We start from the raw sequence: 15,510 nt of genomic DNA, 5'->3' as shown, positions 1-15,510 counted from the left end.
CTGGAGAACCACCACGCCGGTCGTGTTGGTGCCGGTGCCATAGCCCTGTGACAGCGCGCTTTGGATCACCTGATCCAGCCCTGCTGCATTACCGGCGACCGCGCCCGTTGCCATGTCTTTGGCATCGGAATGCCGCACCACCGGAGCCAGAGATGGCCCCGATACATAGCCCATCGGCTGAATCACACAGCCCTGTCCGGCACGATAGCTGGCCACGCGGGCGGGGGCCTGATCATCCCACGCGACGCTTACACCCTCAGCCGTCACCTCGGCGACCAGATGGCCGATAATGGGTGCCAGCTCGGCATAGATGCCGACCAGTTCATTGGCCTCGACACTGGCGACAGTGCGCGAGCTTCCGGCCTCCTCGGCCGTTTTCAGGGCGCTACAAACCGTCAGCGCCTTATAGCCCGCCGCCAGCGCCCTCTGCTGGGCAGGCTGGCTGGCAATGGCCTCGGGGATTTGTGCCATCGCCTGCGCCGGAAGGACCAGCGCCGCGACGGCCACAAACAGGGACAACACACGTTCGGGGTACAAAGATTTCATAAGGCCAAGGTTTCCGCCCCGACCTTATGTGTCAACGCTATTCGAACATTAGTTGCTGACGCAAAGCGCCTCGAACTGATCCACCAGACCTTCCAGCCGCTTGGTGCCGATGGTCCAGAAGGCCGGATCGCGCGGGTTGAGGCCAAGCGGCTCCAGCGCCTCGACATAGGTTTTGGTCCCGCCATCGGCCAGCAACTGGCGATACAGCGGCGTAAAACCTTGCGGGTCTTTCGCGCGCGTTTCCATCAGCGCCGCCACCAGAAGATCACCGAACGCATAGGCATAGACATAGAAGGGCGAGTGGACGAAGTGGCTGACATAGGCCCACCAGTTCTCGTAGCCCTCAAGGTCAACCGACGGACCAAGACTGGCTATCAGTTCCTCGGTCCAGATCTGGCTGATACGCTCGACCGACAACTCGCCCGAGGCCCGTTCGTCATGCAGGCGGGTTTCAAAGCGATGGAAGGCGATCTGGCGCACCACCGTGTTCAGACCATCCTCGATCCGGCCCGCCAGCAGGGCGCGGCGGTCCTCGTCGGTCGCCTCCGACAACAGACGATCAAAGGTCAGGCCCTCGGCAAAGATCGACGCCGTTTCCGCCAGGGTCAGCGGCGTATCGGCCAGCAAGCCGCCCTGCTCTGCCGCCAGCGTCTGGTGTACACCGTGGCCCAGTTCATGCGCCAGCGTCAGCACATCGCGACGCTCGCCCATCCAGTTCAGGAACACATAGGGGTGGGTGCCCGCTGTCACCGGATGCGAATAGGCGCCCGACTGTTTGCCTGCACGCGGACGGGCATCAATCCACGGGCGATCAAAGAACCAGCCCGCACGCTCGGCAAAGTCTCCGCCAAGGTCCGCAAAGCTGGCCATGACCAGTTCGCGCCCGCCCTGCCAGTCATAGGTCTTGGCACCGGCGGGGCCCAGCGGCGCATTGCGGTCCCAGTGGTTCAGCCTGTCCTTGCCCAGCAGCTTGGCCTTGAGGGTGTAATAGCGGTGGGCGATGCGCGGATAGGCCTGCGCCACCGCATCGGCCATGGCATCGACGGATTCGCCGTGAACCTCGTTGCCCAGATGGCGGCTGTCGGCAGGACGGGCAAAGCCGCGCTTTTTGTCTTCCAGCGCCTTTTCGGCGGCCACCGTGTTCAACACCATCGCCATGGTGCGGGTAATGCCGTTAAAGGCTTCGGTCATGGCCTGACCAGCCTTGCGGCGCACCTCTTCATCGGTATCGCTGAGACGGTTCAAGCCCTCGGACAGGGTCAGCTTCTCGCCATCCACATCGGCCCGCATCGCCGCCAGCGTCTCGTCGAACAGGCGCGGCCATTGCGCCGAAAGCGGCCCGCGCTCGGCGATAAAGGTTTCCAGTTCCTGCGACAGCTCATGCGGTTTCATCGCCCGCAAACGGCGCAGCCACGGCGACCAGCGACGGGCAGGCTCGAACGCCTCCAGTGCCGCCTTTACCGCATCATCGTCCAGCCCGTTGATTTCCAGCGTCACCCAGACGGTAGGTGTGGCGATGGCCGTGATCTTCTCGCGCAGGTCCGCCTCGAAACTTTGCGCCGCCGCATTTTCCCGATCGGTCGATGCACCGAGGAAGGCAAACGCGCCTAGAGCGCCGAGGATTTCGCCTGCCTCTTCATAAAGTCGGATGGCATGATCCAGCGCCTTGCCCAGTTCCACGCCGAACAGGGCCGAAAGCTTGCCCTGATAGGCGTTCAACTGCCCCACCAGATCACGGGCGCGATCCAGATCGGTGCCGATGCGCGCATCCTCGCGCGAGGCATACAGGTCGGACAGGTCCCACAAAGGGGCATCGGCGAATTCGGTCGGTTTGACGGGCGCGTTCATGCCTATGGTTTTGGGGAGCCGCAGGCTTTCTGGCAAGGGCGCGTAGCGTAACTGTAACTTGTCACACGCATGTAAACTGCCATTGTGCGCCATCGAACCTGATAGGGGCACTGCCATGGATCGCCTGTTTTCGCCCAATAGCCGCAACGGACTGCGCCGGACGCAAACCCAGGAAGGGCCCCCGCGATTACTGGTGCGTCTGGTGCTGGGCCTTATTCAGGGTGCCTTGCTCTATGGTCTTTATCGCACCACCAAGCTGGACCAGATCAATACCGGATTTCTGGCAGCATGGGCGCTGATCGCGGCCTATGCGCCGCCAGTCGGGCTTGCCGCCATCGGCCAGATTTCCTTTCGGGCCAGCCTGATCTGGACAGGAATAGCCACAGCGATTCTGGCCGCCATCGGTCTCAGCAGCGGCCTGTTGCCGGATAATGACAACGTCTTTCTGGTCATGTCCATCTGCCTGCCAGCGGCCCTGTTCTGCGCCCACCACCTGATTATCCCCGCCATCCGTAGCGGTCAGGCCTTTGCGCCGTATGACCAGTATTACGAGACAGCATGGAAGGCCGGCATCCAGCTGGTTCTGGCGCTGATGTTCCTTGGCGTCTTCTGGCTGATCCTGTGGCTGGGCGCGGCCATGTTCAATGCCATCGGGATCGATTTTGTAGGAGACCTGATTTCCGAGGAATGGTTCGTGTTCTTCGCCTCCTCGCTGTTGTTCGCACTGGGTGTCGAGCTTAGCGATGTGCGCGATGGCCTGACACAGGGCATCCGCACCGTGGCCCTGACCCTGCTGTCATGGCTGTTGCCGGTGGCTGTATTCCTCGCGGCGGCCTTCCTGATCACCCTGCCTCTGGCCGGTCTGTCGGAGCTTCACGCCTCGCTCAGTCCGTCGGGCCTGATGCTGGCCGCATCGGCGGGCCTCATCATCCTCATCAACACCGCCTATCAGGACGGAGCCGAACACCTGACCAGCACCGCCTTCCTGCGCCTGTGCGTGCGGGCCGGTGCTGTGCTTTTGCTGCCCCTGACCCTGTTCGCCCTTTGGGCTGTCTCGGTACGGATCGGCCAGCACGGTCTGACCGTATCGCGCATTGTCGCCATGACAGCGGCGGTTATCGGCCTGATCTATGCCATCGGCTATGTGCTGGCCCAGTTCATGGGTCGCAACCGTGGCGGCGGCTGGTTGCCGTGGCTGGAAGGCACCAATGTGATCGCCGCAATAGTCACCACCGCGACACTGGTCGGCTATTCGACGCCTTGGCTGAACCCACAGCAACTGGCGATCAACAACCAGCTTGCCCGTCTCGAAAGCGGTGCATTGAAAGCCGATACCATCCCCTATTCGTGGCTGGGGTGGCAGGCGGGTCCACGCGGGCGCGCAGCCCTCGAAGACCTTGCCAAGTCAAAAGACACCGCCATCGCCACAAAGGCCAAGGCCGCGCTGGACAACCGCTATGTCGAACCTGTCGCCAAAAAGCCGGTGATTACAGTTCTGCCTGAAGGCACCGCCCTGCCCGAAGGGTTTATCGATGCCCTGATGGCTTCGCAGTTTGGCTATGAGTGTCCGGCCACCGATCCCTGCACGGCGCGTCTGTATGATTATGACGCGGATGGCAGCGAGGATGTCCTTCTGGCCGTGTACGGGCACATCCGTGTCTATAGTCGGGACAGCCAAGGTTCTTGGGTAAACAAAGGTAATTTCACCCGCCGCGCCAGTTGCGGCCCCATGCAACCCAAAAACACCCTTAAGGATAATGCGCCCAAGGCGGGGCCGCAGAATTCCGTACAGCCCATTGAATTAGGGGGACATGTTCTGGATTTCGCCCCCGAAACCAGCTGTCCGTCTTAAAAGAAATTAAGCGTAACCATTAACTTAGCCACCCTTATCGGGAAACCCGATCTTCACAAGTGCCGTTTAGAGACACTAGGTAACAGCGAACGTCCCATCTCAAAAAAGGACGTCGCTATAGTGGTGATGTGAAGGGGTTTCCCATGGGTAAGACCGTTCTGGTTGTCGATGACGACCCGACCCAGCGCCGCCTGATCCAGGCGGTTCTGGATCGTGAAGGCTATGCGGTTGTCCATGCCGAAACCGGTGGCGAGGCGATCGACCGCCTGACCAAGGGTGGCGGTGCGGATGTCGTGCTGCTGGATCTGGTCATGCCCGGTGGCCTGTCCGGCCTTGAAACCCTTGCCGAGTTGCGCACCGCAGGCGTCAATATTCCTGTCATCGTCCTGACGGCCAATGGCGGTATCGAAACCGTTGTGCGGGCCATGCAGGCCGGTGCGCAGGACTTCTTCGTCAAACCGGTCGGACCGGAACGTCTGCTGATCGGCGTGCGCAATGCCCTGCAGATGACCCAGCTGACTGCCGAGATCGGGCGCCTGAAAAAGCGCGCCACCGGTCGTACCAGCTTTGACGACATCGTCGGCGACAGCCCGCCTATGCGTATGGTCAAGGCGCTGGGCACCCGTGCCGCCAAGTCGTCCATTCCGGTCCTGATCACCGGCGAAAGCGGCGTCGGCAAAGAAGTCATCGCGCGCGCCCTGCACGGGGCCAGCAACCGTTCGGGCAAGCCGTTTATCGCCGTGAACTGCGGGGCACTGCCCGCCAATCTGGTCGAATCCATCCTGTTCGGCCACGAAAAGGGTGCCTTTACCGGCGCGCACGAAAAACATGCGGGCAAGTTCGTAGAGGCCAATGGCGGCACCCTGTTCCTCGATGAAATCGGCGAACTGCCGCTGGACATCCAGGTCAAGCTGCTGCGCGTGCTTCAGGAAAGCGAAGTCGATCCGGTGGGTGGCAAGCGCCCTGTAAAGGTCGATGTGCGTATCGTCTCGGCCACAAACCGCGATCCGGCCAAGCAGGTCACCGAAGGCGCCTTCCGCGAGGACCTGTTCTATCGCCTGAACGTCTTCCCGATCGAGGCCCCGTCTTTACGCGAACGCCGCGAAGACATTCCGGCTCTGGTCGAGCATTTCATCACCCGCTTCAATATCGAGGAAAGCAAGCGCATTGTCGGTTGCTCGCCCGAAACCTCGACCCTGCTCGAAGCCTATGACTGGCCGGGTAATGTGCGACAGCTGGAAAACACCATCTATCGCGCACTGGTTCTGGCCGATTCTCCGATCCTGCAACCGCACGACTTCCCGTCCATTTCGGGTATTGCCGCGCCGCTGGAAGCACCGGCCCCTGCCCAGAGCGGGCCGGATGGCGAAGCCATCGAGGCTGCCAGCCATACGCAAGCCGCTTCGTCCGCATCGTCGAGCCCTGCGGGCGACAGCCCGATCCGCATCACCGATGATCGTGGCCACGTCCGCACGCTGGAAGAAATCGAACGCGACCTGATCCAGCACGCTATCGAGGTCTATTCGGGCCACATGTCCGAAATCGCCCGTCGCCTCGGCATCGGTCGCTCGACCCTCTATCGCAAGGTGCGCGAACAGGGCCTTGAGGACCACATCAAGGAAGCGGGCTAACCGGAACCACTGGCCGCTATCGCGACTTCTTCCATAAGGCACAGCCTTGATGGGAGAGCGGGATGGATATCCAGAACATGTTCCGGCTGGATGGCGATGTCGCCATCGTCACCGGCGCAGCGGGCGGAATCGGTCGAGGCATAGCCGAAACCTTTGCCCGCGCCGGTGCGGCGGTTGTGGTCACCGACCTGCACAAGGATGGGGCAGAAACGGTCGCCAAGGGCATTGTCGCCGCCGGTGGCCGTGCCATCGGACTTGAGTGCAATGTCACCGACGAAGCCCACCGTCAGGCCGTAATCGATGCTGCGCTGGGGACCTTCGGCAAGATCACCCTATTGGCCAATAATGCCGGTGGTGGCGGACCAAAACCGTTCGACATGCCGATGAAGGATTTCGAGTGGGCGTTCCAGTTGAACGTCTTTGCGACATTCCGCTTCATGCAGATGGTCGCACCGCATATGGAACAGGCGGGCGGCGGCGCTGTGCTGAATATCTCGTCCATGGCGGGCGAGAACAAGAACATCCACATGGCCTCCTACTCTTCATCGAAAGCGGCAGTGAATCACCTGACCCGCAATGTCGCCTTTGATCTTGGTCCCAAGGGTATCCGCGTCAATGCCATTGCACCGGGGGCCATCAAGACCGATGCGCTGGCCAAGGTGCTGACGCCCCAGATCGAAGCCGCCATGCTGAAACACACGCCTCTGGGGCGACTGGGCCAGACACAGGACATCGCCAATGCGGCCCTGTTCCTGTGCTCGCCCGCCGCCGCATGGATCAGCGGTCAGGTCCTGACCGTATCGGGCGGCGGCACACAGGAACTGGACTAGGCCGGTTCTGGCCCATAGCGGTTCGGACCGGCTTTGCCTTTCAGGCACAGGAAGACGATCAGGGTCACTAGCGAGGCCATGTAAAGCAGGTTGCTCATCATGATGCCCAAGAAGCCGAATTCAAAACTCATATCCGCCGAGGGATCATACGTCGGTGCCTCTTCCCAAAGCGAATGAAACAGCAGGCCAAAGCCTGTCATCGTCGTTACCAAAAGCCCGAGCGGGATCAGCGCCCAAAGACCGCTCCGCCCCCGATCATGCAGTCGCCATGATACAGCCGCCGCCAAAAGGCAGGTCAATACCAGCACACCGAACGCCATCGTTCCTAAAAAAGCGATTGGGAAATTCGCCTCGTCTCCCGAGGCCATAACTGTAAACATCACCAGATTGCCGCCCACACCCTGCAAGACAAACCACACGGCACCCACAACCCCCGCATAGGGCCAGAACTGGCTCCTGCGGTCACGCCCCTTGAAGTCGGCCAGTTTTTTGAAACCGCGCACAACAGGATTCATCGCTTCCCCCGATGTCATAAAAACTTGTCCGCATCGCACTGTTCGCCGGTTTGGCCAATCGAACAAAACATGCTCATTTCCTTCAATAGATACAGGACCAAGGGGGTTACACTTGATCAAGCAGACTGCTTTTGTTGCCGTTGCCGCATTATTGATATTGGCCGGTTGCTCACAAGGCGCAACGCCTGCCGAGAATACCCTATCGGCCAAAAGTGATTTCAAACTGCCGGACAACTGCAAGGACCACTATCTGCTGGCGGCCCTACCCCAGCCTGCAGCCCTTGGCGGCAAGTCGCTGACATCGGTGGAATGCCAGCCCTTCTCTGTGGAAATGACATGGGGTGACGAGATGTCCCCCACCAAGATCATTCTGGTCGATTCCCAAGGTCCAAACGGCGATTTACCAGCCGGTCTTGCCGATATGGGACGCAAGCTGCCGATGGATGCTTCCAGGACGGCGATCACAATGACCAAGGGTGTGCAGGAAGCCGCCCTCGCCTATCCGGCCTCGCTGGCTGAATTAGGCGGCGAAGACTATCTGTCGATTGTCAAAGAAGCCAGCGGCGGTCTGGTCTATGCCCTTCCCGTCGAGCCCAAGGATTCGGGCGGTGAGGTCGGCGCTCTGATCGGCATCGTCAAGGACCGCTATTCCCTGACAATCGGTATCGAGGATGGCAATATTGTCGGCATTGCTGCTGGCGAGGCCGCCTATGCGCCGTGGCTGTCCTCGCTGCGCCTGTCGGCACTGCAATAGGTCTCTATTCGTCGTTGATATCGCGAGAGGGGTACGGGGGCCGTGCCCCTCTTTTACGCTGAGGGGCCGGACGCTCTTCGCCACTCGCTTTCTGCTTCGGGCTAAAGCGGTCTTCGCCGTTAGCCTTTTTGGCAATCTCTTTGAGCTTTCGTCCCTGCATGGCCGACAGGGCCTGACCGGGACCGCCCAGTTCGGGATCACCAAAGGCGCGGCCGTGTTCCTGCACGCGCTCGCTGACCGAGGTCAGGAACTCGTCCTCCCATTCAGACAGCGAAACGCCCGCCTTCTCAGCAGAGCGGCGGGCGCGCTTTAGCGCGTTCAGGGCCGCCCGCTGGGCCGCCTTGCGCTGGAGTTCATAGGGACTGGGTGGCGGCTTTCGTTTCAAGCGCGTCGCCTAGGCCCAAAGGGCTTAGAGTTCGCCCAGTGCCGACAGGTACAGGTCGAGGATGGCTTCCTCTTCCTGACGCTTGGCCTTGTCCTGCTTGCGCATGCGGATGACCTTGCGCAGGACCTTGACGTCATAGCCTTCGCCCTTGGCTTCGGCGAAGACCTCCTTCATGTCCTCCATGACGGCTTTTTTGTCTTCTTCGAGACGCTCGATGCGCTCGATGATGGTGCGCAGACGGCCTTGGGCCGCAGCGGTCATGACGTCTACATTTTCGAAGGATGCGTCGTCCAAGGTGGACCTCCGGCGAACTCTGGAAAGAATAGGATTGGCTGGCGACTAATCACGCCCGTGCCGCTGGCTCAAGCCACAGATTCGAAAAACACCGTCTCGGCGAATCTCTATCCGGCCCGATCCTGATTGCGGACACGAAAAAGGCCACGGACTTTTAGCCCGCAGCCCTGTAGATTTAAAAATCTACTACAAGACCACGGCGCACCCGAAGGGCGCGCCGCCGTCACGCATTCCTTAGCCTTGCTTGGCTTTGAAGCGCGGATCAGTCTTGTTGATCACGTACAGAACGCCTTTACGACGAACGATTTTGCAGTCGCGGTGGCGACCCTTGAGCGACTTCAGCGAGCTACGGACCTTCATGGTCGGACGTCCCGTATGATTGGAGGCCCGTGAGGGCGGAAAAAAACGAAGCTGCGAGCAAACCCGCGGCGGAGCGGTGCCTATAGAGAGCTATAGCTGCCCCGTCAACATCTACAGGCCGTTTGGCACCGGACACACAAGGTTTCTCGTCACCTAATGCCGGAAAATGATGAAAAGGTTAGCGGCGTTTTAAGCCTTTTACGTGAAACCCCTTGTGCCGTCGCGCGCTTGTGATTGGTCGTTATTTTTAAGGGCGTTAGCCTAGTGATCATGCGAAATGCTTTCCGCCTTCTTCTGGTGGCCTCCGTCGCGGCTTGCAGCCCTATGGTCCCCCAGCCCGTACCTGTCGCACCTGTGTCGCCGGTCCCGCAAACGCCTGCCCCACAGGCCGATTCCACGACGCCGCCTGCACAGACCGACCTTGCTCCGGCCTTTGATTATGCCAGTTTCGAAACATGGAAGAACAGCTTCCTTGATCGTCACGGTGGCAATAAGCGCTGGGAATATGCGCGCGAACTCCAGAATGTGACGCCCAATCCCAGCGTCATCCGTCTGGACCGCAACCAGCCCGAATTCTCGCGTCCAGCCGGCTCCTACATCCAGAACGCCACCACCCCCGCCAGAATCGCCATGGCCCGCCAGCGTGTGGACCGTGTGCCGTGGTCTGTGACCCAGCGATTCGGCGTGCCGACAGAGATTCTTCTGGGCATCTGGGCGCAGGAAAGCGCCTTTGGTCAGGTTCAGGGTGATTTTGACGTCATCCGCTCTCTGGCGACGCTGGCCTATGACGGTCGCCGCCGCGACTGGGCAGAGGGCCAGCTCAAAAACGCCCTCGACATCGTTGTCAGCGGCAAGCGCGACCGCGCGGGCCTGACCGGCAGCTGGGCCGGTGCCATGGGCCACACCCAGTTCATGCCCGACAGCTATCTGCGTCTGGGCGTGGACCAGAACGAGGACGGCAAGGTCGATATCTGGGGTTCGGACGCCGATGCCCTCGCCTCTGCCGCCAACCTGCTGGCACAGGCCGGATGGAAACGCGGTCAGGGCTGGGCCTATGAAGTCATCCTGCCCGCCAATTTCGATTACACCCAAGCCGAGGGACCAAAACACAAATGGTCCTATTGGCAGTCGCGCAGCGTGCGTCTGGCCAATGGTCAGGCTCTGAATGATGCCGAGATGAACGAGGACGCCACCATCCTGCTGCCGCAAGGTGCCAAGGGTCCGGTCTTCCTTGCCCTGCCCAACCACTATGTGATCCGCCGCTATAACAACTCGGTCAGCTATGCGCTGGCGATCGGCCTGATTGCCGATGGTGTGACCGGCAAGCCGGCGCTTGTCGCCACATGGCCCAATGATGGCCCGCTGACCCGCGAACAGCGTGTGGGTGCCCAGACGGCCCTGACCAAGATGGGTTTTGACACCCAAGGGGTGGATGGCGTGATCGGCTCCAATACCCGCGCCGCCCTGCGCCGCTGGCAGGCTGCCAATGGCCGCACCGCTGACGGTTACCTGACCGATGTTCTGGCCGAGGAACTGATCCGCAAGGCGCGTTAAATCCATGAAGATCGCAGTCCTGACCCTCGACGGCTTTAACGAGCTGGATTCCTTCATCGCTGCGGGCATCCTGAACCGTATGCGCGCCAAGGGTTGGGAAGCGTTGATCACGACGCCGACGAAAGAGGTCACCTCGATGAACGGGGTGACCATTCGCGGGCAGCGCGATCTGGATTTTCTGGAGCAGGCCGATGCCGCCCTGATCGGCAGCGGTATCAAGACCCGCGACTATGCGGCCGATGTCGATTTTCTGGCCTCGATCAAACTTGATCCGGCACGCCAACTGATCGGGCGCAGTGCTCGGGTACGCTGCTTCTGGCCAGGCTGGGCCTGATCGGCACCCTTCCCGCCTGTACCGACCTGACCACCAAGCCCTGGGTCATCGAGGCCGGTATCAATGTCATCGACGCGCCGTTTGTCGCCCACGGCAATGTCGCCACGGCGGGCGGCTGTATGGCCTCGCAATATCTGGCCGCATGGATGATCGCCTGCATGGCATCCCAAGCCGATGCTGACGAGGCCATCCATTATGTCGCCCCTGTCGGCGAGAAACAGGTCCATGTCGATCTGGCCCGTAACGCTATCGCCGCCTATGCAGACAGGGCTGAATACGCCGCCTGACGCCTAGTGCGTTTGTGGACGCTCGAATACCGCCTCGGCTATGCGCGTCACATGGCGCAGGTCCGCCCCGCAACACGCGCCCCAGACCTTGAGATGGGGCAGCCGTTGCCCCAGCAGACCGTGCAACTGGCCAAACTCGTCCGGATCACCGGCATCCAGATCGGAGGCCTCGTCCAGTTCGGCATGGCTTCGCCGCGAGGCATTGGCCCGCACACCCCTGATGCGCTTCGCCCATGCCTCTGCGGTCAGAACCGGCGAGAAGTGATCGGGGTGGGCGCAGTTGACCATGAAATAGGCCGCCCCCGCGCCGGTTTCATCATCAACCTGCCCGATCGCTTCGGCCAGAAACTGCCCGTCGGGCAAGGCCCCGTCCGTCTCGACCGTGAAAGACACCACCGCTGGTAGGCCCTGCCCCTGTGCCGCCCTCACAAAGCCCACCGCCTCGGCCGCCTGATTGAAGGTCAGGCCCGTCACCATGTCGACCTCTGTCTCGGCCAGCCATCCCAGTTGTTCGTCAAAATAGTCGCGCGCCTGGTTCGCCGTTATGCGTGTTTCGGGGCGGTAGGCATCCCCCCTCGGCCCGACCAAGGCCCCCAGCACAACCGGTCGGGGATTGTCCGCGCGTTCCCGCAGACCTGCGGCAAAGGCTACGGCCTGCCGGTTGGCGTCACGCAAGTCCGCGATCGAAGCGCCCAGATCGTCGGCCCAGCACCTCTGGGCCTTCCATGTGACGGCATCCAGTACAAAGCCCGCATCCATCGCCCGCGCCAATTGCAGGAAGCCGTTGAAATAGATCTCCAGCGCCGCCCGCCCCTCAGGGGCGCCCAACAGGGTGTGGGCAGCGAATTCGCGGATCGGAATATTGCGGTTGAAGATCAGGTCCGTTTCCAGCCCCGCATCGGTCAGGAACCGACCTTCGCCAAGCTGGGGTAACGCATTTCGGAAACGTGACATGTGCGGTTCTCCCGCCTTTTTCAGCGCGAACCCCTTGGCTCATCCATACCATATTTCGCTGACCGATCCGATCCGCTCGGTTCCGGATTTCATCCTCCGGATACCCACAATATCGGCACCCCGAAAAATCATTCTAAAATTAAAATTACCCAATCGCGTAAAAAGTGCCTATATTGGCTGCGTCGAATATCTCTGCGCAACGCTCTATCTTTTATGCAACGCATTGAGATCTTCCGTTTCCTTAGACCCGACCGCCTTCAGGACTTTTCCCTGTAGGTAAATTTTTTTCGGAGGTCATGGAAATGGCTACTGGTATCGTCAAGTGGTACAACCCCACTAAAGGTTTTGGTTTCATCGCTCCGGATCAAGGCGGCGACGATGTTTTCGTTCACGCTTCGGCCGTTGAACGTGCTGGCATGCGCGGCCTGAACGAAGGTCAAGCGATCTCGTACGAGCTGGAACGTGACCAACGTTCGGGCAAAACTTCGGCTGGTCAGCTGCAAGCTGTCTAAGACCTAAGTTGCGCGATTGTCCGGCTTGCTCCGTGCCGTTGTGAGCTGGAACATCGAACAAAGAAGCCCCGCTGGAAACAGCGGGGCTTTTTGTATGTCCGACTGGCGGGCCAGACCTAAAGTCTTAACCCTCCCAGACCTTAAGTCTTAACTCTCCACGTCGCGCCTTGCGGGCCGTCCATAACCACGACGTTCAGTTCGTTCAGGCGGTCACGGATACGGTCGGCTTCGCCCCAGTTCTTTTCGGCACGCGCAGCAGCACGCTGCTCCAGCAGGGCCTCGACCTCGACCTTCAGACCATCATCGCCACCGGTGAACCACTGGTCCGGCGTCATGGACAGCACGCCCATCAGATAGCCCGCCTCGGTCAGGCTCCAGCGCGCCATGGCAACGTCGTTGATATCGGCCTCGGCATCATTGATCAGTTCGCGCAGGTCATTGCCCAGTGCAAACAGCTGGGCGATGGCCCCCGGCGTGTTCAGGTCATCCTCAAGCGCATCCAGAACCTGATCCAGCGCGTTTTCGGCCAGCTCCATCTCGGCCTCTTCCAGCGCCATGATATCGAAATCACCCAGCAGGGCGTCGGCATCACGCAGAACGCCATACAGGCGGTCGAGGTTCTTGCGGCTCTGGTCCAGAAGGTTCTGGTTCCAGTCCAGCGGCTGGCGGTAGTGGGCGCTCAGCAGGGCCCAGCGTACGACCTCGCCCGGCATAGCCTTGACGAGGTTGTTGAGCAGCAAGACGTTGCCGATCGACTTGGACATCTTCTCGGCGTCCACCGTCAGGAAGCCGTTATGCATCCAGTAGCGGCTATACTCGTCATGGGCCTGCTCGCCATGGGCATGGCCGTGGGCGCAGACGCCCTGGGCAATCTCGTTCTCGTGGTGCGGGAAGACCAGATCAATGCCGCCGCCATGGATATCGATCGGCAAGCCAAGGTTCTTCTCGATCATGGCCGAGCATTCGATGTGCCAGCCGGGGCGACCATCGCCCCAAGGCGACGGCCATGACGGCTCGCCCTGTTTGGACGGCTTCCACAGCACAAAGTCGTGCGGATTCTTCTTGTACGGGGCTACTTCCACGCGGGCACCGGCAATCATGTCATCCAGATTGCGGCCCGACAGGGCTCCGTACGAAGGGTAGGATGCCACATCGAACAGCACATGCCCCTCGGCGGCATAGGCAGAACCGCTGTCGATAATCGCCTGAATCTGGGCGATGATCTCGTTCATGTGGTCGGTCACGTGCGGTGCCAGATCGGGCGGCGACACGTTCAGCAGCGCCATATCCGACAGATAGGCCGCTTCGTAGCGGGCCGTGACCTCACCGATGGCGACGCCTTCTTTAGCGGCCTTCTGATTGATCTTGTCATCCACGTCGGTGACGTTACGGGCATAGATCACATGATCCGCGCCATAGGTCTTGCGCAGCAGGCGCACCAGCACATCAAACACCACGGGCGGACGCGCATTACCGATATGGGCATAGTCGTAAACCGTCGGCCCACACACATAGAGGGTCACCCGTTTCGGATCGCGCGGTACGAAAAGGCGCTTTTCACGGCGCAGGGTGTCATGGATATGAAGGGCCATCAGTCTAAAGTCTTTTTGCGAGTTTTCTTGCAGGACGCGCCATACGTCCCATATAGCGGGCCTGATATACAGTCCGCGCGTCCTGATAAAGCATCGGGGCGTGAACGTCGCCTTATTAAAGGGATGCCCGTTCATCCCTGCCGGAACCGAACAGCATGACCACCAAGTCCGTCCAGTCCGTCGTCGCCGCCAATGAAGGCGTTGTCGTGCGCCCCTCGCGCGAGCAGGCTCTGGAAGCCGTTCGGACCCTGATCGCATGGGCCGGTGACAATCCTGACCGTGCCGGTCTGGTCGATACGCCCAAGCGCGTGGTGGATGCCTATGGCGAATGGTTCGACGGCTATGACGCCGACGCCGCCAAGGAGCTGTCGCGCACGTTCGAAGACGTGACCGGCTATGACGACATGGTCATCCTCAAGGAGATCGAGGTCGAAAGCCATTGCGAGCACCACCTCGCCCCGTTCCTCGGCAAGGCGTGGGTTGCCTATATTCCGGGTGAAAAGGTTGTCGGCATTTCCAAGCTGGCCCGCGTGGTCGAAATCTTCGCCCGTCGCCTGCAAAATCAGGAAACCCTGACCAACGACATTATCGACGCCATCGAACAGCACCTGCAGCCCAAGGGCGTGGCGGTCATGGTTGATGCCGCCCACCAGTGCATGACCACCCGTGGCGTGCATCATCGCCACGTCACAACCGTAACGACACGCTTCACCGGCGTTTTCAAAACCGACAACGCCCTCGTCGAGCGATTCCTGAAGCTGTCGCGCGGCTAATCTGCTTCGCGATTCACGCTCTATTTCAGAATATCGTCGTTATAAAATCATAGCCCGCAGAACGGAATTGATCGTTCTGCGGGCTTTTATCCGAAAAAATCGCAAGCTTATTTCGCACTCTGCCATTTTCGGCAGCGTAGCGGCTTTACAAGCGCTCAATCGAACGCCAAGACGTAATCCAGACTTTAGTGCAGCCCGCCACATTCGGTCGGGCCTTCATGAGGACGGGATCGCATGGGTGCGAAGCTTGGTGGGAATAGTGGCGGCGTTTCTCAGAACTCTGAGATCAACGTAACGCCGTTCGTTGATATTATGCTGGTTCTGCTGATCATCTTCATGGTGGCAGCGCCGATGGCTACCGTTTCAATTAAGCTGGACCTGCCGCCGGCAGTACCTTCGGCTTCGAACGACAAGCCGAAAGAGCCGGTTTACGTTTCGATCCAGGACGGTGGTGATCTGTACATCGCTGACCAGAAGACCTCGCTGGCC

18 protein-coding genes are annotated in these 15,510 nt (G+C 60.5%); 10 read left to right on the top strand and 8 right to left on the bottom strand.

Annotated features, from left to right (window positions below):
* Both RSB01_RS10010 and RSB01_RS10005 read right to left on the bottom strand, forming a co-directional pair.
* The coding region (locus tag RSB01_RS10010) for a hypothetical protein (protein WP_332625397.1) at positions 1-546 on the bottom strand (546 nt) is incomplete at its 3' end.
* A 48-nt stretch (positions 547-594) separates the two neighbouring features.
* Entirely contained in the window at positions 595-2,394 is a 1,800-nt protein-coding gene (locus RSB01_RS10005) for a M3 family oligoendopeptidase (RefSeq protein ID WP_332625396.1), read from the bottom strand.
* A gap of 115 nt (positions 2,395-2,509) precedes the next feature.
* Between RSB01_RS10005 and RSB01_RS10000 the strand changes: the two genes are divergently transcribed.
* The 3 genes from RSB01_RS10000 to hdhA all read left to right on the top strand — a co-directional run bounded on the left by RSB01_RS10000 (position 2,510) and on the right by hdhA (position 6,707).
* Positions 2,510-4,246, top strand: coding sequence for a DUF4153 domain-containing protein (locus RSB01_RS10000; protein ID WP_332619556.1), 1,737 nt, complete (start codon positions 2,510-2,512; stop codon positions 4,244-4,246).
* A gap of 143 nt (positions 4,247-4,389) precedes the next feature.
* Positions 4,390-5,877, top strand: coding sequence for a sigma-54 dependent transcriptional regulator (locus tag RSB01_RS09995; RefSeq protein ID WP_332591065.1), 1,488 nt, complete (start codon positions 4,390-4,392; stop codon positions 5,875-5,877).
* A gap of 62 nt (positions 5,878-5,939) precedes the next feature.
* Positions 5,940-6,707 (top strand): 7-alpha-hydroxysteroid dehydrogenase, encoded by a 768-nt coding sequence (gene hdhA, locus RSB01_RS09990; protein WP_332591064.1) that lies wholly within the window; start codon positions 5,940-5,942, stop codon positions 6,705-6,707.
* On the opposite strand, the gene RSB01_RS09985 is transcribed toward hdhA, so the two are convergent.
* Positions 6,704-7,342 carry a DUF805 domain-containing protein gene (locus tag RSB01_RS09985; protein WP_332591063.1) on the bottom strand — a complete coding sequence of 213 codons (639 nt, stop codon included), beginning with the start codon at positions 7,340-7,342 and terminating at the stop codon, positions 6,704-6,706. The genes hdhA and RSB01_RS09985 overlap by 4 nt on opposite strands.
* Here RSB01_RS09985 and RSB01_RS09980 point away from each other — a divergent pair.
* Complete coding sequence (locus RSB01_RS09980; protein WP_332625394.1) at positions 7,335-7,976, top strand: hypothetical protein; 642 nt, start codon at positions 7,335-7,337, stop codon at positions 7,974-7,976. The genes RSB01_RS09985 and RSB01_RS09980 overlap by 8 nt on opposite strands.
* Before the next feature lie 4 nt (positions 7,977-7,980).
* On the opposite strand, the gene RSB01_RS09975 is transcribed toward RSB01_RS09980, so the two are convergent.
* The 3 genes from RSB01_RS09975 to ykgO form a co-directional block, all read right to left on the bottom strand.
* Positions 7,981-8,361 carry a hypothetical protein gene (locus tag RSB01_RS09975; RefSeq protein ID WP_332619558.1) on the bottom strand — a complete coding sequence of 127 codons (381 nt, stop codon included), beginning with the start codon at positions 8,359-8,361 and terminating at the stop codon, positions 7,981-7,983.
* A gap of 24 nt (positions 8,362-8,385) precedes the next feature.
* Complete coding sequence (locus RSB01_RS09970; protein WP_332592135.1) at positions 8,386-8,622, bottom strand: DUF2312 domain-containing protein; 237 nt, start codon at positions 8,620-8,622, stop codon at positions 8,386-8,388.
* Between the two features lie 267 nt (positions 8,623-8,889).
* Positions 8,890-9,015 carry a type B 50S ribosomal protein L36 gene (gene ykgO, locus RSB01_RS09965; protein WP_003165750.1) on the bottom strand — a complete coding sequence of 42 codons (126 nt, stop codon included), beginning with the start codon at positions 9,013-9,015 and terminating at the stop codon, positions 8,890-8,892.
* Positions 9,016-9,339: 324 nt separating this feature from the next.
* On the opposite strand from ykgO, the gene RSB01_RS09960 reads away from it, so the two are divergent.
* The 3 genes from RSB01_RS09960 to RSB01_RS09950 all read left to right on the top strand — a co-directional run bounded on the left by RSB01_RS09960 (position 9,340) and on the right by RSB01_RS09950 (position 11,190).
* Positions 9,340-10,569, top strand: coding sequence for a lytic murein transglycosylase (locus RSB01_RS09960; RefSeq protein ID WP_332592134.1), 1,230 nt, complete (start codon positions 9,340-9,342; stop codon positions 10,567-10,569).
* Positions 10,570-10,573: 4 nt separating this feature from the next.
* On the top strand, positions 10,574-10,903 hold the full coding sequence (locus RSB01_RS09955; protein ID WP_332592133.1) for a hypothetical protein: 330 nt from the start codon (positions 10,574-10,576) through the stop codon (positions 10,901-10,903).
* A 119-nt stretch (positions 10,904-11,022) separates the two neighbouring features.
* Positions 11,023-11,190, top strand: a complete 168-nt coding sequence (locus RSB01_RS09950; RefSeq protein ID WP_332619560.1) for a hypothetical protein — start codon at positions 11,023-11,025, stop codon at positions 11,188-11,190.
* Between the two features lie 3 nt (positions 11,191-11,193).
* Here RSB01_RS09950 and RSB01_RS09945 read toward each other — a convergent pair whose 3' ends face one another.
* Positions 11,194-12,144: a homocysteine S-methyltransferase family protein gene (locus tag RSB01_RS09945; protein ID WP_332619561.1), complete on the bottom strand. Its 951-nt coding sequence runs from the start codon at positions 12,142-12,144 to the stop codon at positions 11,194-11,196.
* A gap of 302 nt (positions 12,145-12,446) precedes the next feature.
* Between RSB01_RS09945 and RSB01_RS09940 the strand changes: the two genes are divergently transcribed.
* Complete coding sequence (locus RSB01_RS09940) at positions 12,447-12,656, top strand: cold-shock protein (protein WP_332590640.1); 210 nt, start codon at positions 12,447-12,449, stop codon at positions 12,654-12,656.
* Between the two features lie 140 nt (positions 12,657-12,796).
* Here RSB01_RS09940 and cysS read toward each other — a convergent pair whose 3' ends face one another.
* Positions 12,797-14,248, bottom strand: coding sequence for a cysteine--tRNA ligase (gene cysS / locus RSB01_RS09935; RefSeq protein WP_332590639.1), 1,452 nt, complete (start codon positions 14,246-14,248; stop codon positions 12,797-12,799).
* 155 nt (positions 14,249-14,403) lie between these two features.
* On the opposite strand from cysS, the gene folE reads away from it, so the two are divergent.
* Together folE and RSB01_RS09925 are read left to right on the top strand one after the other, a co-directional pair.
* The gene (folE, locus tag RSB01_RS09930; protein WP_332590638.1) at positions 14,404-15,021 is read left to right on the top strand and encodes a GTP cyclohydrolase I FolE; all 618 of its coding nucleotides are present in this window, start codon (positions 14,404-14,406) and stop codon (positions 15,019-15,021) included.
* A gap of 234 nt (positions 15,022-15,255) precedes the next feature.
* Positions 15,256-15,510 (top strand): biopolymer transporter ExbD (locus RSB01_RS09925; protein WP_332625392.1); only part of this gene is annotated, 255 nt, incomplete at its 3' end.

The sequence above is a fragment of the Brevundimonas sp. genome (assembly GCF_036659295.1).
Lineage (GTDB): Bacteria > Pseudomonadota > Alphaproteobacteria > Caulobacterales > Caulobacteraceae > Brevundimonas.
The sequence above is the reverse complement of the archived record's forward strand: the minus strand, read 5'-3'. Positions and strand labels throughout refer to the sequence as shown.

Coding starts and splice junctions, on each gene's coding strand:
- RSB01_RS09960 (WP_332592134.1), top strand. CDS start 9,340: ATGGTCCCCCAGCCCGTACCTGTCGCACCTGTGTCGCCGGTCCCGCAA.
- RSB01_RS10000 (WP_332619556.1), top strand. CDS start 2,510: ATGGATCGCCTGTTTTCGCCCAATAGCCGCAACGGACTGCGCCGGACG.
- RSB01_RS10005 (WP_332625396.1), bottom strand. CDS start 2,394: ATGAACGCGCCCGTCAAACCGACCGAATTCGCCGATGCCCCTTTGTGG.
- folE (WP_332590638.1), top strand. CDS start 14,404: ATGACCACCAAGTCCGTCCAGTCCGTCGTCGCCGCCAATGAAGGCGTT.
- cysS (WP_332590639.1), bottom strand. CDS start 14,248: ATGGCCCTTCATATCCATGACACCCTGCGCCGTGAAAAGCGCCTTTTC.
- RSB01_RS09940 (WP_332590640.1), top strand. CDS start 12,447: ATGGCTACTGGTATCGTCAAGTGGTACAACCCCACTAAAGGTTTTGGT.
- ykgO (WP_003165750.1), bottom strand. CDS start 9,015: ATGAAGGTCCGTAGCTCGCTGAAGTCGCTCAAGGGTCGCCACCGCGAC.
- RSB01_RS09970 (WP_332592135.1), bottom strand. CDS start 8,622: ATGACCGCTGCGGCCCAAGGCCGTCTGCGCACCATCATCGAGCGCATC.
- RSB01_RS09945 (WP_332619561.1), bottom strand. CDS start 12,144: ATGTCACGTTTCCGAAATGCGTTACCCCAGCTTGGCGAAGGTCGGTTC.
- RSB01_RS09995 (WP_332591065.1), top strand. CDS start 4,390: ATGGGTAAGACCGTTCTGGTTGTCGATGACGACCCGACCCAGCGCCGC.
- RSB01_RS09955 (WP_332592133.1), top strand. CDS start 10,574: ATGAAGATCGCAGTCCTGACCCTCGACGGCTTTAACGAGCTGGATTCC.
- RSB01_RS09950 (WP_332619560.1), top strand. CDS start 11,023: ATGGCCTCGCAATATCTGGCCGCATGGATGATCGCCTGCATGGCATCC.
- hdhA (WP_332591064.1), top strand. CDS start 5,940: ATGGATATCCAGAACATGTTCCGGCTGGATGGCGATGTCGCCATCGTC.